Source organism: Pseudomonas tremae, from assembly GCF_023278125.1.
Lineage (GTDB): Bacteria > Pseudomonadota > Gammaproteobacteria > Pseudomonadales > Pseudomonadaceae > Aquipseudomonas > Aquipseudomonas tremae.
Genome location: NZ_CP066270.1, coordinates 5,639,297 through 5,658,389 on the forward strand (window position 1 = coordinate 5,639,297; position 19,093 = coordinate 5,658,389).

Below are 19,093 nucleotides of genomic sequence, written 5' to 3' on the forward strand. Positions count from 1 at the left end.
TTTGTTCGATATTCCCTCTATCGCGCTAAGTCAGGCAACCACCAAGAATATGCCCATCGCCTGGGAAGTCGCAGCCCGATATGGTCCAGGCGTCATTACCCAGCTGATGGACATGAGTTGGCCAGGCGATGTCTGCCTGAACGTCAATTTCCCGGATCATCCATTGAACGCCGTGCGCCCTTTGAAGCTGACATGCCAGGGTGCGGGTCGCATGGACGGCGTGGCCGTCAGTTCAGCGCGTGACCCCAGGGGCATTGAATACTATTGGCTGAGTCTGGAACGACACCGAACGTGTGACCAGCAAGGTACTGAAAGAGCCGGGCTGGCGGCTGGGCACATCACTGCAACCCCCTTGAAGTTTGAACGCACACATGACGACGCGCTTGCAGAAATGAAAAGACGTATTGCCTGATCACCAGCTTTATCGCTATCTGGAGTTTGCCAATGAGCATTTCGTTATTACGTGAACAGTTGACCCGGCTGAGCAAACGTCTTCGTCAAGAGGCACAGAATCACCCGGAAAGCTGGTCACAAATGTTGGTCCTGAGCGCCATTGACCGCATGAACGGCACTGCAACGCCCTCAAAAATCGCCGAAGCCGAGAACATGCAATCGTCGAATCTGGCCTCCCTACTGAGAGAACTGGACGCTCGCGAGCTGATCACACGCAGCCCGGACACGCAGGACAAACGCCGTACATGGATTGGTCTTTCAGAAAAAGGCAAAGCGATTTTGCAGACCAGCCGAGACCAGCGCGATCAGTGGCTTGGCGAAGCCATTGAAGCTTGCCTGACCGACGAGGAGCGCCAGCAATTGGAAGCTGCCGGAGCGATCATGGAAAAACTCAGTGCCTATCGGCAGTCGCCTGATAACTGAACGTCACCGGGATGGTTTGCACCGATTACATCAACTGAAATCGATTGTGGACGGGTATGTCATTGAAAATATCATGCAGTATCAAGCTGAAAAAACAGTCACGTTCGAGCGGTCTGTTACTGGGCGTTCTGCTGTCTGTCGCTGCGCACTGCAGTGCAGCGCAAATGGATACCCAGCCGTTCATACACCCGGGTTTGCTGCACTCGAAGTCCGACCTGGAGCGCGTGCGAACCAAGGTCGCTCAAAATGACCAACCCTGGCGTGCCGGCTGGCAAAAGCTTATCGAGAACCGTCATGCGTCACTCGGCTGGAAGCCGAACCCTCAGGCTGTGGTTTATCGGGGAATGGACCACCAGCACAAGGAAAACTACAGCGCGTTATTCAATGATGTCGCAGCCGCCTACGCGCTAGCCTTGCGCTGGAGGATCTCGCATGACGATGCCTACGGAGCCAAGGCAGTCGACATCCTGAATCAATGGTCTTCGACTCTGACATCGATCGAAGGCTCGGGCGACCGTTATCTTGCCTCTGGTCTGTATGGTTATCAGTTGGCAAATGCGGCAGAAATTCTGCGTGATTATCCTCATTGGGCACCGGCGGATTTTCGGCGTTTCCAGAGCATGATGCTGACGAAGTTCTATCCGATGAACCACGATTTTCTGGTATATCACGATAACGCTCTGGTCGACCATCACTGGGCCAACTGGGACCTCGCGAACATGAACGCCATGCTGGCGATCGGCGTTTTGACGGATCGGCGCGACATTTACGATGAGGCTGTCAATTATTTCAAGACGGGTGCTGGCAATGGCTCCATCGGTCATGCCGTCTGGCACCTCTATAACCCTTTACTCGGTCAGGTGCAGGAAAGTGGCAGGGACCAGGCCCACACTATGCTGGACATCGCGTTGCTCGGGTCATTTTGCCAGATGGCCTGGAATCAAGGAGACGACCTGTTTGGCTATGACAATAATCGTGTGCTGGCAGGCGCTGAATACGTGGCCCGTTATAACCTTGACCATGACGTACCCTTCACGCCGTATACCAACAGCATAGGCACGCAAAACGTTATCTCCGAGAAATTTCGAGGCGATGAGCGTCCGATCTGGGAGTTGCTTTACAACCATTATGTTGTGTTGAAACGCATCAAGGCGCCCAACGTTGAGGCGTTTGCCAGTCGTGTCAGGGTCGAGGGTGGCGGCGGTGACTACAGCCCCAACAGCGGAGGTTACGATCAGCTCGGATACGGCACACTGATGTTCTCATTGACGCGGTGACGTCGTATGAGGCGTGTTTGCAGGCATGCAGTCATGAGCGGATTGTGCCTGGGACGTAGCCTCAACCCACAAAAAAACCGACCTGTTCTGGTCGGTTTCTGGTACATCACTAAAACTTATGCACGTTTTTCCGGTTTTTATAGCTTGAAAAAATATGCATATAAATTAGCGAGTTAGACGGTTATTTCACGTGTTTTCAAAAAAACGGTACACAGGTTATCCACAAAATCACGCAGGCACCTTTTCTGTGTTCGTCGCGGGTGTGACGGGCGAGCCCATTGCTCGTTGTGTGTCTTCGTTCCAGGCCTGCACACGGTCATTCAAGGCTGCTATCGCGCGTGGGCCGGTACCTTCTGCGTACATCGGTTCGCCGATAACCACCTGGATGGTGCCGGGCTTCTTTGCCCAGCCGTCCCGAGGCCAGTATTTGCCTGCATTGTGGGCAACTGGCAGAACCGGCAGATCTGCATTGACCGCCAATGCCGTGCCGCCGCGCGAGAATTTGCCGACCTGGCCATAAGGGACACGTGTGCCTTCGGGGAAGATCAGTACCCATACGCCGTCCTTGAGCAGTTCGTCACCCTTCTTGGCTATTTCCCTGAGTGCAGCCTTCGGGTTGTCGCGGTCAATAGCAATGGGGCGCAGCATCGCCATTGCCCAGCCGAAGAAAGGTACATAGAGAAGTTCTCGCTTGAGGACCTGGCTCAGCGGCTCGAAATACGCCGACAGAAAGAAGGTTTCCCATGTGCTCTGATGGTTGGAAATGATCACGCAGGGTTTCTTCGGTACGTTTTCTGCTCCGGTCACTTCAACCTTGATGTTCAGAAATACGCGGGTCAGCCAGAGCGCGCAGCGGCACCAGTAGACGTTGATGAACCGATAGCGGGCTTTGAACGGCAGAAAAGGCGCAATGACAAAGCTCAATGTGCACCACAGTAGCGAGCTGGTGCCCAGCAACAGGTAAAAGAAGAAAGTCCTGATTGCCTGCATGATCGACATAGTTACGTTTACCGTACGGGCAGGTGCCCGCTCATTGAGCGTCCTGAACCTGACAGGTCAGCTGTTCAGTGAAGCGCTGGTGTGGATAAGTTCTGCGGCAACCGCCGCCAGATCGTCAAAAATCAGCGTGCCTTCAGGCACGTCGCCGTCCATCGTTCTATGGCCTTTGCCGGTCTTGACCAACACAGGCTGAGAATCGACGGCCAGTGCGGCCTGCAGGTCACCTTTGCTGTCGCCCACAAACCACAGGCCCTTGAGGTCTGCTGCGTAATGGCGAGCAATGGTCTTCAGCATGCCGGGCTTGGGTTTGCGGCATTCACAGCCCTCGTCCGGCCCGTGCGGGCAGTAGACGATCAGACCTACCTCGCCCCCCTGCTCGGCCACCAGTTCGCGCAAGCGCGCGTGCATGGCGTCGAGGGTGGCCAGGTCGTAATAACCTCGGGCAATGCCGGACTGGTTGGTGGCGACTGCCACTGTCCAGCCGGCTTTGCTCAGATCTGCGATAGCCTTGATCGAACCCGGAATCGGCAACCACTCCTCCACCGACTTTATGTAAGCGTCGGAATCGTGATTGATCACACCGTCCCGGTCGAGTATCAGCAGCTTCAACGTCGACCCCTTGTTCAGCCCAGCAGCGAGATATCGGCAACGCCGAGGAACAACCCGCGCAGACGCGACAGCAAGGCATAACGGTTAGCGCGCACTTTGGCGTCTTCCGCGTTGACCATCACTGCTTCAAAGAACGCATCGACCGGCTCACGCAGCATGGCCAGACGCGCCAGCGATTCGCTGTACTGACGCTCTGCTGCCATTGGTTGAACCGCATGGTCTGCCTGCTGAATTGCCGAGTACAGCGAGAACTCGTTGGCGTTGTCGAAGTACTTGGGCTCGACGGTCTGGGCAATGTTGCCCTCGGCCTTGCTCAGCAGGTTCGAGACGCGCTTGTTCACAGCGGCCAGCGCAGCAGCTTGCGGCAGTTTGCGGAACGCCTGAACCGCCTGGACACGCTGATCGAAATCCAGCGCCGAGGCAGGTTGCAGGGCACGCACCGAGAGGTACACCGCCACATCGACGCCTTCGTCTTCGTAACGCGCACGCAGGCGGTCGAAGATGAAGTCGAGTACCTGTTCCGCTAATCCTGCTGGCTTGATCTTCGTACCGAATTGCGTGACCGCGAATTTCACGGTGTCGACCAGGTTCAGGTCGAGCTTCTTCTCGATCAGGATACGCAGGATGCCCAGTGCCGCGCGACGCAGTGCATACGGGTCCTTGCTGCCGGTGGGTAGCATGCCGATACCGAAAATACCGACCAGCGTATCCAGTTTGTCGGCGATGGCGACGGCAGCGCCGGTCAGCGTAGTCGGCAGTTCGGCACCTGCACCGCGAGGCATGTACTGCTCGTTGAGCGCCAGCGCGACGTCTTCCGGTTCGCCATCGGCTTTGGCGTAGTAGAAACCGGCAATGCCCTGCATTTCCGGGAACTCGCCGACCATCTCACTCGACAGGTCGCACTTGGACAACAGGCCAGCCCGCGCTGCGCGCTGCGCATCGCCGCCAATGCGTGGTGCGATGTAAGCCGCCAGCTTCGAAACGCGCTCGGCCTTGTCGTAGACGCTGCCCAGTTGGGCCTGAAACACGACGTTTTTCAGGCGATCGTTGAAGGTTTCCAGCTTCTGCTTCTTGTCCTGCTTGAAGAAGAACTCGGCATCGGTCAGGCGTGGACGAACCACCTTCTCGTTACCGGCGATGATCTGCGCAGGGTCCTTGCTCTCGATGTTGGCAACCGTAATGAAGCGCGGCAGCAGCTTGCCATCGACATCCAGCAGGCAGAAGTACTTCTGGTTGTCCTGCATGGTGGTAATCAGGGCTTCCTGCGGCACTTCGAGGAAGCGCTCTTCGAACGAACACACCAGCGGCACTGGCCACTCGACCAGACCGGCCACTTCATCCAGCAGGCTTGGCGGCACGATGGCGGTGCCTTCCTGTTGGGTTGCCAGTTCTTCGATGCGCTTGCTGATAATCTGGCGACGTTCGTTGAAGTCGGCCAGTACATGAGCGGCGCGCAGGTCACTGAGGTAGCCGGCAGGCGAGGAAATCCGTACGTCTTCCGGGTGGTGGAAGCGATGGCCGCGAGAATGACGCCCGGCGCTCTGGGCGAGGATCGTGCAATCAACGACCTGATCGCCGAACAGCATCACCAGCCATTGGGTCGGCCGCACGAACTCTTCCTTGCGAGCGCCCCAGCGCATGCGCTTGGCAATCGGCAGGTCGTTCAGCGAATCTTCGACAATGGTCGGCAGCAGAGACATCGTCGGCTTGCCGAGGATGGTCTGGCTATAACGCAGTTTCGGGCCGCTTTGATCGATTTCGCTCAGGTCGACGCCACACTTCTTGGCAAAGCCCAGGGCTGCCTGAGTCGGGTTGCCGTCGGCGTCGAACGCTGCCTGACGTGGTGGACCGTCGAGGTTGACGCTGCGGTCCGGTTGTTGCGTGGACAGCGCGGTGATCAGCACCGCCAGGCGACGCGGTGCGGCGTAGACCTGTTTGGCGCTGTACGTCAGGCCTGCGCCCTGCAAGCCTTTTTCAATGCCGGCCAGAAACGCCTCAGCCAGGGAAACCAGGGTCTTGGGTGGCAGTTCTTCAGTGCCCAGTTCGACCAGAAAATCTTGAGCACTCATTGCGCTGCCTCCAGCTTGGCCAACACTTCATCGCGTAGATCGGGCGGCGCCATCGGGAAGCCGAGACGGGCCCGGGCTTGCAGGTAGGCCTGAGCCACCGAGCGAGCCAGCGTGCGTACGCGCAGAATGTATTGCTGACGCGCGGTCACGGAAATAGCGCGACGGGCATCCAGCAGGTTGAAGGTGTGCGAAGCCTTGAGCACCATTTCGTAGCCCGGCAACGGCAGCTCCAGCTCGATCAGGCGCGCGGCTTCGCTTTCGTAGAAATCGAACAGCTCGAACAGTTTGTCGACGTTGGCGTGTTCGAAGTTATAGGTCGACTGTTCCACTTCGTTTTGGTGGAACACGTCGCCGTAGGTCACTTTGCCGAACGGGCCGTCAGCCCAGACCAGGTCGTAAACCGAATCCACGCCTTGCTGGTACATCGCCAGACGTTCGAGGCCGTAGGTGATTTCGCCGGTAACCGGGTAGCACTCGATGCCGCCGACCTGCTGGAAGTAGGTGAACTGCGAGACTTCCATGCCGTTGAGCCAGATTTCCCAGCCCAGACCCCAGGCGCCCAGCGTCGGCGATTCCCAGTTGTCTTCGACGAAACGCACGTCATGCACCAGCGGGTCGAGGCCGATGTGCTTGAGCGAGCCCAGGTACAGCTCCTGAAAGTTGTCCGGGTTCGGCTTGAGAATCACCTGAAACTGATAGTAATGCTGCAGGCGGTTCGGGTTTTCGCCATAGCGGCCGTCAGTCGGGCGACGGCTTGGCTGTACGTAAGCGGCATTCCAGGTTTCCGGGCCTACGGCGCGCAGAAACGTGGCAGTGTGGAACGTGCCGGCGCCTACTTCCATATCGTAGGGCTGAAGTACCACGCAACCTTGTTCTGCCCAGTATTGCTGGAGGGCGAGGATCAAGTCTTGGAAGGTACGCACGGCTGGCGTAGGCTGGCTCACAAATTTCACCTGTGCTGGGCTGCGATTCAAAGAGCGGGAGTATACCCGATTCGGCCGCACGTCCACTCCTGGGAGCCCTATGACACGCTGCTTTTGGTGCAACGAAGACCCCCTGTACATCGCTTATCACGATCAGGAGTGGGGAGTGCCGCTGCGCGATGCGCAGAAGCTCTTCGAGTTGCTTTTGCTCGAAGGGTTCCAGGCGGGTCTGTCGTGGATCACGATTCTCAAGCGTCGGGCTCGTTATCGCGAGGTCTTGCATGGCTTCGATGTAGAACGGCTGGCGCAGTTGAGCGACGCTGAAATCGAAGCGTTGATGCTTGATCCGAGCATCATTCGCAACCGCCTCAAGCTCAAGGCCGTGCGCACCAATGCGCGCGCCTGGCTGGCGCTCGAAGACCCGGTCGGCCTGCTTTGGTCGTTTGTCGGTGGCGCGCCGAAGATCAATCATTTCAAGGACCGCAGCGAAGTACCGGCGATTACCGTCGAAGCCGAAGCAATGAGCAAGGCCCTGAAAAAATCCGGCTTCACGTTTGTCGGCCCGACCATCTGTTATGCCTACATGCAGGCCAGCGGCATGGTCATGGACCACACGGTCGATTGTGATCGATACGCGATATTGAGCCGCTGACGTTACACTACCCGCCTCGAGAATCTGGGAGTCATCTGTGGATAAGTTCAAAGGCGCCGTAATGGTCGGGGCGTTGCGATTGTTTGCGCTGTTGCCTTGGCGAGCCGTGCAATGGGTCGGCACTGCCATCGGCTGGCTGATGTGGAAACTGCCCAACCGCTCGCGGGAAGTGGCGCGGATCAATCTGTCCAAGTGTTTCCCCGAGCTGAGCGAGCCCGAGCTGGAAAAGCTCGTCGGCCGCAGCCTGATGGACATCGGCAAGACGCTCACTGAAAGCGCCTGCGCGTGGATCTGGCCTGCGCAGAAATCGATCAACCTGGTGCGTGAAGTCGAAGGGCTCGACGTGCTCAAGGACGCGCTGGCGTCTGGTAAAGGCGTGGTTGGCATCACCAGCCACCTGGGCAACTGGGAAGTGCTCAACCACTTCTATTGCAGCCAGTGCAAGCCGATCATTTTCTATCGCCCACCGAAGTTGAAGGCTGTGGATGATCTGTTGCGCAAGCAACGCGTACAGCTAGGCAACCGCGTGGCTGCGTCGACCAAGGAAGGCATTCTCAGCGTCATCAAGGAAGTACGCAAAGGTGGTTCGGTAGGCATCCCGGCCGATCCTGAGCCGGCAGAATCGGCCGGTATCTTCGTACCCTTCTGCGGCACTATGGCCCTGACCAGCAAGTTTGTGCCGAACATGCTGGCCGGTGGCAAGGCTGTTGGCGTATTCCTCCACGCCATGCGCCTGCCGGACGGTTCCGGTTACAAGGTAGTGCTCGAAGCGGCTCCCGAGGCCATGTACAGCACCGACACCGAAACCTCCGCAGCGGCGATGAGCAAAGTGGTCGAGAAATATGTGCGGGCGTACCCCAGCCAGTACATGTGGACCATGAAACGCTTCAAGAAACGCCCGGCAGGCGAAGCGCGCTGGTATTAGGAAGACAGGGACGCAGGGCATGGGCGCGATAGTGCCTTCCTTGCGGCCTTAACTGGCCGCCGCAATCAATCCGCGTCGTTCCAGCGCAATCTGAGTGCTTTCCGGGTTCATCCGCACCAGGTTTACCGGGATGGATTTGGCTGCGGGTGTATTGCCGTGTCTGTCCCGATTCGCCAGCGGCAGCAGGCCATTGGTTTCGGGGTAGTACGCCGCGCAGCAACCCTGCGGCACATCGTACGGGATGACCTTGAAGCCAGCTGCACTGCGTGGCGTGATCGGGTCGAGGGCGGTCTGGAATTCGACATAATCCCCTGCCTTGAGGCCAAGGCGCTCGATGTCCTGTGGATTGAGCATCACCACCATGCGGTCGCCGTATATATCCCGGTAACGATCATCGTTGGAATACACCGTGGTATTGAACTGGTCATGGCTGCGGATCGTCATCAACTGCAGATGATCAGCGCCCGGTGGTGTGTCGTCCTCATCGTAAACTCCTTCAGGAAAGAGGAAGTTAGCCCTGCCTGACTCGGTGTTCCACTTGCGCTCGCTGGCGTCATTGGGCAAGCGGAAGCCGCCGGGCTCGAGGATGCGCTGGTTGAAGTCATAAAACTGCTCGGGCAGCACTTCTTCGATCTTGTCGCGAATACGGGCGTAATCGTTCACATAGCTGTCCCAATCCACCTTGGGGTTGGGTGCAAGCGTCGCCTTGGCAATACCCGCGATGATCGCCACTTCGGAAATCAGGTCTTTCGAGGCAGGTTCCAGCATGCCGGTCGAGCCGTGCACCATCGACATCGAGTCTTCGACCGTAATGGTTTGCGCCACGCCGCTCTGCATGTCCAGTTCCGAGCGGGCTACGCACGGCAGCAGAAACGCTTTGCGGCCATGTATCGTTGCACTGCGGTTGAGTTTGGTGTTGACCAGCACGGTCATTTTCAAGCGGCTGACGGTCGGGCAGATGACATCGGTGTCCGGAATGGCACGGAAGAAGTTGCCGCCCATGGAAATGAACGCTTCCACTTCGCCACGCAACAAGGCCTCGCAGGTATCGGCCACAGCGTGCCCTTTTTTTCGGGATGCTTCGAAACCGAATACCTTGCTCATGCTGGCCAGAAAAGGTTCGCCGGCTTTTTCGAAGATGCCCATGGTCCGGTCGCCCTGCACATTGGAGTGGCCGCGAATGGGACAAGCGCCTGCGCCCAGCTTGCCGATGTTGCCGCGTAACAGCAGCAAATTGATGATCTGTTGCATCGCGTCGCCACCGCGCTTGTGCTGAGTGATGCCCATGCCCCAGCAACAGATTACCCGCTCCGAACGCATGTAGACCGCCGCCACATCCTCCAGGGCCTGACGCGTCAGGCCCGAATGACGCTCGATGATTTCCCACGGCAGCTGTCGGCAGTAATCGGCGAAATGCTCAAGGCCGTGGGTGTGTTCTTCAATGAAAGCTACATCAAGCACACGTGGCAGCCCTTTACGCTGAGCCGCATCGTCCGCTTCGATAACCAATTTGCAGACGCCCTGCAGGGCAATCATGTCGCCGCCGATTCTGACCTGATGGTATTGAGAGCTGATCTTCACTCCGCCGCGACTGAGCATGTCGCGCGGGTCCTGTGGTGCTGCAAAACGCACCAGGGCTTTTTCGCGCAAGGGGTTGAACGAGATGATGCTCGCGCCACGGCGTGCGGCGGCGTGCAGCTCGGACATCATGCGCGGGCTGTTGGTCCCGGGGTTCTGACCAATGATGAAAATGGCGTCGGCGCTCTCGAAGTCTTCCAGCGTTGTGGTGCCTTTGCCAACTCCGATCGATTCGGGCAGCGCCGACGTGGTGGTCTCATGGCACATGTTCGAGCAGTCAGGGAAATTGGCCATGCCATACAGGCGGCCAAACAGCTGATAGAGAAATGCGGCTTCATTCGACGTGCGTCCCGAGGTGTACAGCTCCAATTTCCACGGGTCGCTCAGATGGCGCAGCTCTTCGCCGATCTCGGCGAACGCTTCGTCCCAACTGACAGGCAGATATTTGTCACTGGCGGCGTCGTAGCGCATCGGCTGAGCAATACGGCCTTGTTTCTCCAGGTCGTGGTCGCTCCATGTGGCCAGTTCGCTAACCGTATGCAGAGCGAAAAAGTCTGGTGTGACACGTTTTTTGGTCGATTCCCAGGCCAGTGCCTTGGCACCGTTTTCACAGTATTCAAACGTGTGCGGTTTCTTCGGATCCGGCCAGGAACAGCTGGGGCAATCGAAGCCGCCGGGTTTGTTCATGGACAGCAGCGTTCGGTTGCCCTTGAGCAAAACATGTTGATGCAACAGATGTTTGTTGACTGCACTGAGCGCAGGCCAGCCGCCAGCGGCAGAGCTGTCGGTCTGTGAGCCTTGAAGCGGGGCCTGGGAATCTTCGGATTGAGACATTGAGCGTGTTTTCTCCCTGATGAAGGCCAGTGAAGGCATTTGTGCGCGTGTGTCTGTGATGCACGCGCCCAGAGAGAATTCGCCTTGATCGACGAGCGTCACCGACCAGACGCATCGGCAGGAGGTTCAGTCAGGATGGCAAGCTGTTCAGAAAAAACTCAGGCCCACCTGGAACAGCCGCTCTACATCACGAATGCACTTTTTATCCACAAGAAACATGATGACGTGGTCGCCTGACTCGATCACGGTGACATCGTGAGCGATCAACACCTGATCATCGCGGATGACTGCACCGATTGCAGTACCGGTCGGCAGGTTGATGTCCCTGATGGCGCGACCGACCACCTTGCTGGAACTGGTATCGCCATGCGCGACAATCTCGATGGCCTCTGCCGCGCCGCGGCGCAGCGAGTGGACGCTGACGATATCGCCGCGTCGCACGTGGGCCAGCAGCGTGCCGATGGTTGCCAGTTGCGGGCTGATCGCAACGTCGATCTCGCCGCCTTGTACCAGGTCGACATAAGCGGCGTTGTTGATCAGCGTCATTACTTTGCGCGCGCCCATTCGCTTGGCCAGCAGCGACGACATGATGTTGGCTTCATCGTCGTTGGTCAGGGCCAGGAACAGATCGGTGTTGGCGATGTTTTCTTCCAGCAGCAAGTCGCGATCCGAGGAACTGCCCTGTAGCACCACAGTGCTGTCGAGGTTCTCCGACAGGTAGCGACAACGCGCCGGGTTCACTTCGATGATCTTGACCTGGTAGCGGCTTTCAATGGCTTCGGCCAGACGCTCGCCGATATTGCCGCCGCCTGCGATGACAATGCGTTTGTAGTTTTCGTCGAGGCGCCGCAATTCGCCCATTACGGCACGAATATGAGCTTTGGCGGCGATGAAAAACACTTCGTCGTCGGCTTCGATGACCGTATCGCCTCTAGGCAGAATGGCACGATCACGTCGGTAAATAGCGGCGATCCGTGTATCGACGTCAGGCATATGCGCCCGCAATTGGCGCAGTTGCTGCCCGACCAGTGGCCCGCCGTAATAGGCTTTGACCGCTACCAGCTGCGCTTTGCCGCCGGCAAAGTCGATGACCTGCAGCGCACTGGGGTATTCGATCAGGCGTTTGATGTAGTTGGTAACCACTTGTTCCGGACTGATCAGCACGTCGACCGGAATCGCCTTTTTATCGAACAGGTCGGCACGCGTCAGGTAAGCCGCTTCGCGGATTCGGGCGATCTTGGTCGGCGTTTGAAACAGTGTGTGGGCCACCTGACAGGCGATCATGTTGGCTTCGTCGCTGCTGGTCACCGCGACCAGCATGTCGGCGTCATCCGCACCGGCCTGGCGCAGCACTGCGGGATACGAGCCTTTGCCCTGCACCGTGCGGATGTCCAGGCGGTCGCCCAGCGCGCGCAACCGGTCGCCGTCGATGTCGACCACGGTGATGTCGTTGGCTTCGCCCGCCAGGTGCTCGGCCAGCGTACCGCCTACCTGACCTGCACCCAGAATGATGATTTTCAACTGTTCACTCCCGCGACGCTGCGATCTTGATCAGTTTGGCGTAATAGAAACCGTCATGACCACCCTGTTGGGCCAGCAACTGGCGACCGTGCGGTTGCTTGATGCCGGCAGGCGGCTGCCCAGCCTGCCCCGCGATGTCGAGTTCCCTGGCCCCGGATGTACGGGCCAGAAACGCCTCGATGACCTCGGTGTTTTCAGTCGGCAGCGTCGAGCAGGTCGCGTATACCAACATGCCGCCTACCTGCAGCGTAGGCCACAACGCGTCGAGCAGTTCGCCCTGCAAGGAGGCGAGCGCGGCGATATCGTCGAGTTGCCGAGTGAGTTTGATGTCCGGGTGGCGGCGGATAACGCCGGTGGCCGAACAAGGGGCGTCGAGCAGAATGCGCTGGAACGGTTTGCCATCCCACCAGGTTGCAGTGTCACGGGCGTCGGCAGCGATCAGTTCGGCGTTCAGGCCCAGGCGGTCGAGGTTTTCACGCACGCGCACCAGACGCTTGCCCTCAAGGTCCACTGCCACCACGCCGCCCAGTTGCGGCTGCGCTTCAAGCAAGTGACAGGTCTTGCCGCCGGGCGCGCAGCAAGCGTCGAGCACCCGTTGGCCGGGTGCCAGCTCCAGCAAGTCGGCAGCCAGTTGCGCGGCTTCATCCTGAACACTGATCCAGCCTTCGGCAAAACCTGGCAGTGAGCGCACGTCACATGGCTCTGCCAGCACAATGCCGTCCTGGCTGAACGTACACGCGCTCGCTTCCAGGCCGGCTGTCCTCAGCCGCTCGAGGTAGTGGTCCCTACTGTCATGGCGGCGGTTGACCCTCAGGATCATCGGCGGATGGGCGTTGTTGGCCGCGCAAATGGCTTCCCACTGTTCCGGCCATGCCGCTTTCAAGGCTTTTTGCAGCCAGCGCGGGTGAGCGGTGCGCACCACCGGGTCGTGTTCCAGCTCTATCAGCAGTGCTTCGCCATCACGTTGAGCATTGCGCAGTACGGCATTGAGCAGGCCTTTGGCCCAAGGCTTTTTCAATTTGTCTGCGCAGCCCACGGTTTCGCCAATGGCGGCATGGGGCGGGATGCGGCTGTAGAACAGCTGATAAAGGCCGACCAGCAATAACGCCTCAACGTCGGCGTCGGCTGCCTTGAACGGCTTTTGCAACAATTTGGCTGCCAGTGCCGACAGGCGCGGTTGCCAGCGCGCTGTACCGAACGCCAGATCCTGGGTCAGGCCGCGATCACGCAGTTCGACCTTGTCTAGTTGGGTCGGCAGCGAGCTGTTCAGCGACGCCTTGCCGCTGAGTACGGCAGCCAGGGCCTTGGCGGCGGCCAGACGCGGATTCATTGGCCGAGTACCGTACCGATGGCGAACTTCTCGCGGCGGCTATTGAACAGATCAGTGAAGTTCAGAGGCTTGCCACCCGGCAGTTGCAGACGAGTGAGGCGCAGAGCGTTCTGGCCGCAGGCGACGATCAGGCCGTCCTTGCTGGCGCTGAGAATGGTCCCCGGTGCGCCCTGCCCTTCTGCCAGATCAGCCGCCAGTACTTTCAGGGTTTCTTCGTTCAGGGTGCTGTGGCAGATCGGCCAAGGGTTGAAGGCTCGCACCAGACGTTCCAGTTCATCGGCTGGACGGCTCCAGTCGATACGGGCTTCGTCCTTGTTCAACTTATGAGCATAGTTGGCCAGGCTGTTGTCCTGAACCTCCCCGATCAGCGAACCTTCCGCCAAGCCGGAAATAGCCTGCAATACAGCTGGCGGGCCCAGTTCGGCCAGGCGGTCATGCAACGTGCCGCCGGTGTCCTGTGCAGTGATTGGCGTCACTGCCTTGAGCAGCATTGGCCCGGTGTCCAGGCCAGCTTCCATGCGCATCACGGTCACGCCACTCTCGGCATCACCAGCCTGCACGGCGCGCTGGATCGGCGCGGCGCCGCGCCAGCGTGGCAGCAGCGACGCATGGCTGTTGATGCAACCCAGACGCGGAATATCCAGCACCACCTGCGGCAGGATCAAACCGTAGGCGACCACCACCATCAGGTCAGGGCTGAGCGCTGCCAGCTCGGCCTGTGCTGCAGGATCGCGCAGGGTAGGCGGTTGCATCACGGGGATGTCATGTTGCAGCGCCAGTTGCTTGACCGGGCTTGGCATCAGCTTTTGTCCGCGACCGGCCGGGCGATCAGGCTGGGTGTACACGGCCACGATCTGGTGAGCGCTGTCGAGCAGGGCCTTGAGGTGTTCGGCGGCAAATTCCGGAGTGCCGGCGAAGACGATGCGCAGTGGCTCAGTCATGGAGTTCTCGTTCTTGAAAACAAAAAGGCCTCTACAGGCCTTTTAGGGGTAACAACGGATCAAGCGTTGAGCTTGTGCTGTTTTTCGAGCTTTTTCTTGATCCGGTCACGCTTGAGGTTGGAGAGGTAATCGACGAACAGCTTGCCGTTCAGGTGATCACACTCGTGCTGGATACAGATGGCAAGCAGGCCTTCAGCAACCATTTCATAAGGCTTGCCGTCGCGGTCAAGGGCCTTGACGCGGACTTTCTGCGGACGGTCGACGTTTTCGTAGAAACCTGGCACTGACAGGCAGCCTTCCTGATACTGATCCATTTCGTCGGTCAGTTTTTCGATTTCAGGGTTGATGAAGACCATCGGTTCGCTGCGGTCTTCACTCAGGTCCATCACAACCACACGTTTGTGAACGTTGACCTGCGTGGCCGCGAGGCCGATGCCAGGCGCTTCGTACATGGTTTCAAACATGTCGTCGACCAACTGGCGAATGCCTTCGTCTACCATCGCTACAGGTTTGGCGAGGGTGCGCAGGCGCGAATCGGGAAATTCGAGGATGTTTAGGATGGCCATATACGTAAGAGCTGCACTGTTAAGGTAAAGTCGATGTCGGGTGCCAGGCTCGGGAATTCAAGGCGGGCAGCCCAGGACAGGACTCTAGGGTTCGCGTGAGGCAACATGATAAAGGGATTCACCGCATGAGGAAATCACTACTCGCCCTGCTGCTGCTGACCGCCAGCGGTCTTGCGCAGGCGCAAGTGCAACTCAGGGAAGGCTATCCGCAGAGCTACACTGTCGTGGCCGGGGACACGCTTTGGGATATTTCCGGCAAGTTCTTGCGCCAACCGTGGCAATGGCGCGAGATCTGGCGGGCCAACCCACAGGTTCGCGATCCTGACCTTATCTACCCAGGCGATACCCTGGCACTGACCTGGGTGGACGGTCAGCCACGGGTAACGCTCAATCGCGGCGAGTCGCGCGGTACTATCAAATTGTCACCGCATGTACGCAGCACGCCGATGGTCCAGGCCATTCCGAGCATACCCCTGGGCGCGATCAACGCATTTTTGATCAGCAACCGCATCGTCGACAGTGCCGAGCAGTTCGATAAGGCACCCTACATCGTCGCAGGCAATGCCGAGCGCGTGCTCAGCGGCGCCGGTGATCGAGCGTATGCGCGCGGCTGGCTGGACCCGTCGCATAGCGTTTATGGCATCTTTCGGCAGGGCAAGATCTACACCGACCCGCAGACCAAGGAAGTGCTGGGGATCAACGCCGACGACGTCGGCAGCGCCGAAGTAGTTGCCACTGAAGGCGACATCTCGACCCTGACCTTGCAGCGTTCCACTCAGGAAGTGCGTCTGGGTGACCGCCTGTTTGCCAGTGAAGAACGTTCGATCAACTCGACGTTTCTGCCCAGCGCCCCGCAGACCCCCATAGATGGTTTGATTCTGGATGTGCCGCGCGGCGTGACCCAGGTCGGCGTGCTGGATGTCGTCACCCTCAACAAAGGCAAACGTGACGGCCTGACTGAAGGCAACGTACTTGCGATCTACAAGACCAGCGAAACGGTACGCGACCGAATCACAGGCGATCTTGTGAAAATCCCCGACGAACGGGCGGGCTTGCTGATGGTTTTCCGCACGTACGACAAGCTTAGTTACGCCTTGGTCCTGCAAGCCAATCGATCTTTGGCCATCATGGACAAGGTTCGCAACCCCTAAAGCCGTGTTCAGTATCGACACGTATTTGCCTGACGAACCAGGTACTTATCAAATTGTTGTCAACAGAGTTATCCACAGGTTTGTGCATCATCTGAGATGCACAATGGATCAGGGACGATCTCATGCCATTGTTCGAAAACGCCCTCTCTTCGCCCGCAGAGCTGGAAGCCCGTTTGCGTATACACCGCCTGCCTGAGGTGGGGCCGAAGCGCTTTTCCAGGCTCATCGATGCATTCGGCTCGGCCTCCTCGGCCTTGAGCGCGCCCGCCAGCGCGTGGCGGGCTTTGGGTATACCGAGCGCGTGTGCCGAAGCCCGTCGTGATGCCACGGTGCGTGACGGCGCCAGTGCAGCTTTGGCCTGGCTAGAGCGTCCGGGCCAGCATTTACTGATGTGGGACGACCCTTGCTACCCCGCCTTACTGGCCGAGATCGCCGACCCGCCGCCATTGATCTTCGTCGCCGGCGACCCTTCGATCCTGGAGCGCCCGCAGCTGGGCATGGTCGGCAGTCGCCGCGCATCGCGGCCCGGACTGGACACCGCCACAGCTTTTGCACGCAGCCTCGCTGGCGCCGGTTTTGTGATCACCAGCGGTCTGGCTCGCGGCATTGACGGCGCCGCGCATCAGGGCGCGCTGGATGTCGGTGGGCTTACAATCGGTGTGCTCGGCACAGGGCTCGAGAAACTTTATCCACAGCAGCATCGTGCGCTTGCAGACCGGATGGCAGCGCAGGGCGGCGCAGTGATTTCCGAGTTCCCGCTGGACGCCCAACCGCAGGCCAGCAACTTCCCGCGGCGCAACCGGATCATCAGCGGCCTGTCGCTCGGCGTGCTGGTAGTCGAGGCCAGCCTAGCCAGCGGTTCGTTGATTACCGCACGACTGGCAGCCGAGCATGGCCGAGAGGTTTATGCGATTCCGGGCTCGATCCACCATCCGGGCGCGAAGGGTTGCCATCAATTGATACGCGATGGCGCAACGCTGGTCGAGACTGTCGACCACATACTTGAAGGCTTGCAACACTGGAGGAGCATGGCGCCCAGTGTTGCCCCCGAGCCTGCTAGAGCAGCGCCCTGCAACCATCCATTGCTGGCCCTGCTGCATGCCGCGCCACACACCAGCGAAGGGCTGTCGGTGTCCAGCGGCTGGCCGTTGCCCAAGGTCTTGGCGGGCCTGACCGAACTGGAACTGGACGGAAGGATAAGCAGTGAAGCGGGACGATGGTTCGCCAGAGCGCCCTGAGGTTAAACTGCTGCCAGGATCTAGCGGAGAGACAAACAATGGTCAGCAGTTGGCGCGTGCAACAAGCCGCTCAGGATATTCGAGCCGGTGCCGTGATTGCCTACCCGACCGAAGCAGTCTGGGGGCTGGGGTGTGATCCCTGGGATGAGGAAGCGGTTTATCGTCTGTTGGCGATCAAGTCGCGGCCTGTGGAAAAGGGCCTGATCCTGATTGCGGACAACATTCGTCAGTTCGACTTTCTGTTCGAAGACTTTCCCGAACTGTGGCTCGACCGCATGGCCAGTACCTGGCCGGGGCCCAATACATGGCTGGTGCCGCATCAGAACCTGCTACCCGAGTGGATTACCGGCATTCACGAAACCGTGGCGCTGCGTGTCACCGATCACCCGACCGTGCGCGAGTTGTGTGCGTTGGTCGGTCCACTGATTTCCACATCGGCCAACCCGGCAGGTCGCCCGGCTGCGCGTTCGCGGTTGCGCGTCGAGCAGTACTTTCGCGGGCAGATCGACGGCGTACTCGGCGGCAGCCTGGGCGGCCGCCGAAACCCCAGCGTGATCCGTGATATCGCAACCGGCCAGGTGATGCGCGCTGGCTGACGCTCGTTCAAGGAATCAGGATGGTCGAGCCAGTGGTGCGCCGCGCCGAGAGCTCGGTCTGTGCCTTGGCGGCATCCTTCAACGCATACTGCTGAATGTCATCGACCTTGAGCTTGCCGCTGGCGAGCATGTCGAACAGCTCGTCAGCCATGGTCTGCAGGTTCTGCGCATTGTTGGCGTAGGTGGCCAATGTAGGGCGGGTCACGTACACCGAGCCCTTCTGCGCCAGAATGCCCAGATTCACGCCGGATACCGGCCCTGATGCATTGCCGAAACTCACCACCAGGCCTCGCGGTGCCACGCTGTCGAGCGACGTCAGCCAAGTGTCCTGCCCCACGCCGTCGTAGACCACCGGGCATTTCTTGCCGTCGGTCAGCTCCAGCACGCGCTTGGCGACATCTTCATGGCTGTAATCGATAGTCGCCCAGGCACCGAGCGCCTTGGCGTGTGCAGCCTTCTCCGGCGAACTGACCGTGCCGATCAGCTTGGCGCCCAACGCCTTGGCCCATTGGCAGGCCAGCGAGCCGACTCCGCCTGCGGCGGCATGAAACAGAATGATCTCGCCCGGCTTCACCTGATACGTCTGGCGCAACAGGTATTGCACGGTCAGGCCCTTGAGCATCAGCGCAGCGGCCTGCTCGAAACTCACCGAGTCGGCCAGCTTGACCAGATTCGCCTCGGGCAGCACATGCACTTCGCTGTACGCGCCCAGAGGGCCGGTGCCATAGGCAACCCGGTCACCGGCTTTGAAGCGCGTTACCTCATCGCCCACTGCCTCGACCACCCCGGCCCCTTCGGCACCAAGACCGGATGGCAGAAACGGCGCCGGATAAAGCCCGCTGCGGTAATAGGTATCGATAAAATTCAGGCCAATCGCCTTGTTGCGCACAACGACCGCCTGTGGCCCCGGAGCCTCCGGCTCGAAATCGACATATTCAAGAACCTCGGGTCCTCCGACCGTGCTGAACTGGATACGCTTTGCCATGTGCTCTCTCCTTGATGGTTAAA

General features: G+C 59.2%; 18 protein-coding genes. 8 read left to right on the top strand and 10 right to left on the bottom strand.

Features of this window, described 5'->3' with window-relative positions:
* Nucleotide 1 precedes the first annotated feature (1 nt).
* From I9H09_RS25580 to I9H09_RS25590, 3 genes are read left to right on the top strand one after another with little or no spacing between them, the layout of a single operon-like run.
* Nucleotides 2–412 carry a 5'/3'-nucleotidase SurE gene (locus I9H09_RS25580; RefSeq protein WP_236502494.1) on the top strand — a complete coding sequence of 137 codons (411 nt, stop codon included), beginning with the start codon at nt 2–4 and terminating at the stop codon, nt 410–412.
* 32 nt (nt 413–444) lie between these two features.
* The gene (locus I9H09_RS25585; protein ID WP_005894790.1) at nt 445–876 is read left to right on the top strand and encodes a MarR family winged helix-turn-helix transcriptional regulator; all 432 of its coding nucleotides are present in this window, start codon (nt 445–447) and stop codon (nt 874–876) included.
* 56 nt (nt 877–932) lie between these two features.
* The gene (locus I9H09_RS25590) at nt 933–2,153 is read left to right on the top strand and encodes an alginate lyase family protein (RefSeq protein WP_053931720.1); all 1,221 of its coding nucleotides are present in this window, start codon (nt 933–935) and stop codon (nt 2,151–2,153) included.
* 228 nt (nt 2,154–2,381) lie between these two features.
* Here the strand turns inward: I9H09_RS25590 and I9H09_RS25595 are convergent, their stop codons facing one another.
* Genes I9H09_RS25595 through glyQ form a run of 4 tightly spaced genes read right to left on the bottom strand, consistent with a single transcriptional unit; the run spans nt 2,382 to nt 6,774 of the window.
* The gene (locus I9H09_RS25595; protein ID WP_122323526.1) at nt 2,382–3,152 is read right to left on the bottom strand and encodes a lysophospholipid acyltransferase family protein; all 771 of its coding nucleotides are present in this window, start codon (nt 3,150–3,152) and stop codon (nt 2,382–2,384) included.
* Between the two features lie 57 nt (nt 3,153–3,209).
* Complete coding sequence (gene gmhB, locus I9H09_RS25600) at nt 3,210–3,761, bottom strand: D-glycero-beta-D-manno-heptose 1,7-bisphosphate 7-phosphatase (protein WP_005894783.1); 552 nt, start codon at nt 3,759–3,761, stop codon at nt 3,210–3,212.
* Between the two features lie 14 nt (nt 3,762–3,775).
* Entirely contained in the window at nt 3,776–5,830 is a 2,055-nt protein-coding gene (gene glyS, locus I9H09_RS25605; protein ID WP_122323527.1) for a glycine--tRNA ligase subunit beta, read from the bottom strand.
* Entirely contained in the window at nt 5,827–6,774 is a 948-nt protein-coding gene (gene glyQ / locus I9H09_RS25610) for a glycine--tRNA ligase subunit alpha (RefSeq protein WP_003379468.1), read from the bottom strand. Before glyQ ends, glyS begins: the two co-directional genes overlap by 4 nt.
* A 79-nt stretch (nt 6,775–6,853) precedes the next feature.
* Here glyQ and I9H09_RS25615 point away from each other — a divergent pair, with 79 nt between their 5' ends.
* Together I9H09_RS25615 and I9H09_RS25620 are read left to right on the top strand one after the other, a co-directional pair.
* A complete protein-coding gene (locus I9H09_RS25615) occupies nt 6,854–7,405 on the top strand; it encodes a DNA-3-methyladenine glycosylase I (protein ID WP_005894779.1) in 552 nt (183 codons plus the stop codon).
* A gap of 37 nt (nt 7,406–7,442) precedes the next feature.
* A complete protein-coding gene (locus I9H09_RS25620; RefSeq protein WP_024669987.1) occupies nt 7,443–8,330 on the top strand; it encodes a lysophospholipid acyltransferase in 888 nt (295 codons plus the stop codon).
* Nucleotides 8,331–8,378: 48 nt separating this feature from the next.
* Here the strand turns inward: I9H09_RS25620 and I9H09_RS25625 are convergent, their stop codons facing one another.
* The 5 genes from I9H09_RS25625 to def all read right to left on the bottom strand — a co-directional run bounded on the left by I9H09_RS25625 (nt 8,379) and on the right by def (nt 15,100).
* A complete protein-coding gene (locus I9H09_RS25625; RefSeq protein ID WP_236502495.1) occupies nt 8,379–10,742 on the bottom strand; it encodes an FdhF/YdeP family oxidoreductase in 2,364 nt (787 codons plus the stop codon).
* Between the two features lie 147 nt (nt 10,743–10,889).
* Complete coding sequence (gene trkA, locus I9H09_RS25630) at nt 10,890–12,263, bottom strand: Trk system potassium transporter TrkA (RefSeq protein ID WP_005894773.1); 1,374 nt, start codon at nt 12,261–12,263, stop codon at nt 10,890–10,892.
* Nucleotides 12,264–12,267: 4 nt separating this feature from the next.
* Nucleotides 12,268–13,593 carry a 16S rRNA (cytosine(967)-C(5))-methyltransferase RsmB gene (gene rsmB, locus I9H09_RS25635; protein ID WP_122346353.1) on the bottom strand — a complete coding sequence of 442 codons (1,326 nt, stop codon included), beginning with the start codon at nt 13,591–13,593 and terminating at the stop codon, nt 12,268–12,270.
* Complete coding sequence (gene fmt / locus I9H09_RS25640) at nt 13,590–14,534, bottom strand: methionyl-tRNA formyltransferase (RefSeq protein ID WP_122312380.1); 945 nt, start codon at nt 14,532–14,534, stop codon at nt 13,590–13,592. Before fmt ends, rsmB begins: the two co-directional genes overlap by 4 nt.
* A 59-nt stretch (nt 14,535–14,593) precedes the next feature.
* Nucleotides 14,594–15,100 (bottom strand): peptide deformylase, encoded by a 507-nt coding sequence (gene def / locus I9H09_RS25645; RefSeq protein ID WP_005894766.1) that lies wholly within the window; start codon nt 15,098–15,100, stop codon nt 14,594–14,596.
* A 125-nt stretch (nt 15,101–15,225) separates the two neighbouring features.
* Here def and I9H09_RS25650 point away from each other — a divergent pair, with 125 nt between their 5' ends.
* From I9H09_RS25650 to tsaC, 3 genes are all read left to right on the top strand, one after another.
* Nucleotides 15,226–16,251: a LysM peptidoglycan-binding domain-containing protein gene (locus I9H09_RS25650; RefSeq protein ID WP_024669990.1), complete on the top strand. Its 1,026-nt coding sequence runs from the start codon at nt 15,226–15,228 to the stop codon at nt 16,249–16,251.
* A gap of 122 nt (nt 16,252–16,373) precedes the next feature.
* Nucleotides 16,374–17,489, top strand: a complete 1,116-nt coding sequence (dprA, locus tag I9H09_RS25655) for a DNA-processing protein DprA (RefSeq protein WP_122324353.1) — start codon at nt 16,374–16,376, stop codon at nt 17,487–17,489.
* A 38-nt stretch (nt 17,490–17,527) separates the two neighbouring features.
* Complete coding sequence (gene tsaC / locus I9H09_RS25660) at nt 17,528–18,085, top strand: L-threonylcarbamoyladenylate synthase type 1 TsaC (RefSeq protein ID WP_005894760.1); 558 nt, start codon at nt 17,528–17,530, stop codon at nt 18,083–18,085.
* A 7-nt stretch (nt 18,086–18,092) separates the two neighbouring features.
* Here tsaC and I9H09_RS25665 read toward each other — a convergent pair whose 3' ends face one another.
* On the bottom strand, nt 18,093–19,070 hold the full coding sequence (locus tag I9H09_RS25665) for an NADPH:quinone reductase (protein ID WP_005894758.1): 978 nt from the start codon (nt 19,068–19,070) through the stop codon (nt 18,093–18,095).
* Nucleotides 19,071–19,093: the final 23 nt, after the last annotated feature.

What these genes read in the sequence shown, in the direction of transcription:
- I9H09_RS25585 (WP_005894790.1), top strand. Translation starts at nt 445, where the DNA reads ATGAGCATTTCGTTATTACGTGAACAGTTGACCCGGCTGAGCAAACGT.
- fmt (WP_122312380.1), bottom strand. Translation starts at nt 14,534, where the DNA reads ATGACTGAGCCACTGCGCATCGTCTTCGCCGGCACTCCGGAATTTGCC.
- rsmB (WP_122346353.1), bottom strand. Translation starts at nt 13,593, where the DNA reads ATGAATCCGCGTCTGGCCGCCGCCAAGGCCCTGGCTGCCGTACTCAGC.
- I9H09_RS25595 (WP_122323526.1), bottom strand. Translation starts at nt 3,152, where the DNA reads ATGTCGATCATGCAGGCAATCAGGACTTTCTTCTTTTACCTGTTGCTG.
- I9H09_RS25590 (WP_053931720.1), top strand. Translation starts at nt 933, where the DNA reads ATGTCATTGAAAATATCATGCAGTATCAAGCTGAAAAAACAGTCACGT.
- tsaC (WP_005894760.1), top strand. Translation starts at nt 17,528, where the DNA reads ATGGTCAGCAGTTGGCGCGTGCAACAAGCCGCTCAGGATATTCGAGCC.
- dprA (WP_122324353.1), top strand. Translation starts at nt 16,374, where the DNA reads ATGCCATTGTTCGAAAACGCCCTCTCTTCGCCCGCAGAGCTGGAAGCC.
- I9H09_RS25615 (WP_005894779.1), top strand. Translation starts at nt 6,854, where the DNA reads ATGACACGCTGCTTTTGGTGCAACGAAGACCCCCTGTACATCGCTTAT.
- I9H09_RS25625 (WP_236502495.1), bottom strand. Translation starts at nt 10,742, where the DNA reads ATGTCTCAATCCGAAGATTCCCAGGCCCCGCTTCAAGGCTCACAGACC.
- glyS (WP_122323527.1), bottom strand. Translation starts at nt 5,830, where the DNA reads ATGAGTGCTCAAGATTTTCTGGTCGAACTGGGCACTGAAGAACTGCCA.
- def (WP_005894766.1), bottom strand. Translation starts at nt 15,100, where the DNA reads ATGGCCATCCTAAACATCCTCGAATTTCCCGATTCGCGCCTGCGCACC.
- I9H09_RS25650 (WP_024669990.1), top strand. Translation starts at nt 15,226, where the DNA reads ATGAGGAAATCACTACTCGCCCTGCTGCTGCTGACCGCCAGCGGTCTT.
- I9H09_RS25665 (WP_005894758.1), bottom strand. Translation starts at nt 19,070, where the DNA reads ATGGCAAAGCGTATCCAGTTCAGCACGGTCGGAGGACCCGAGGTTCTT.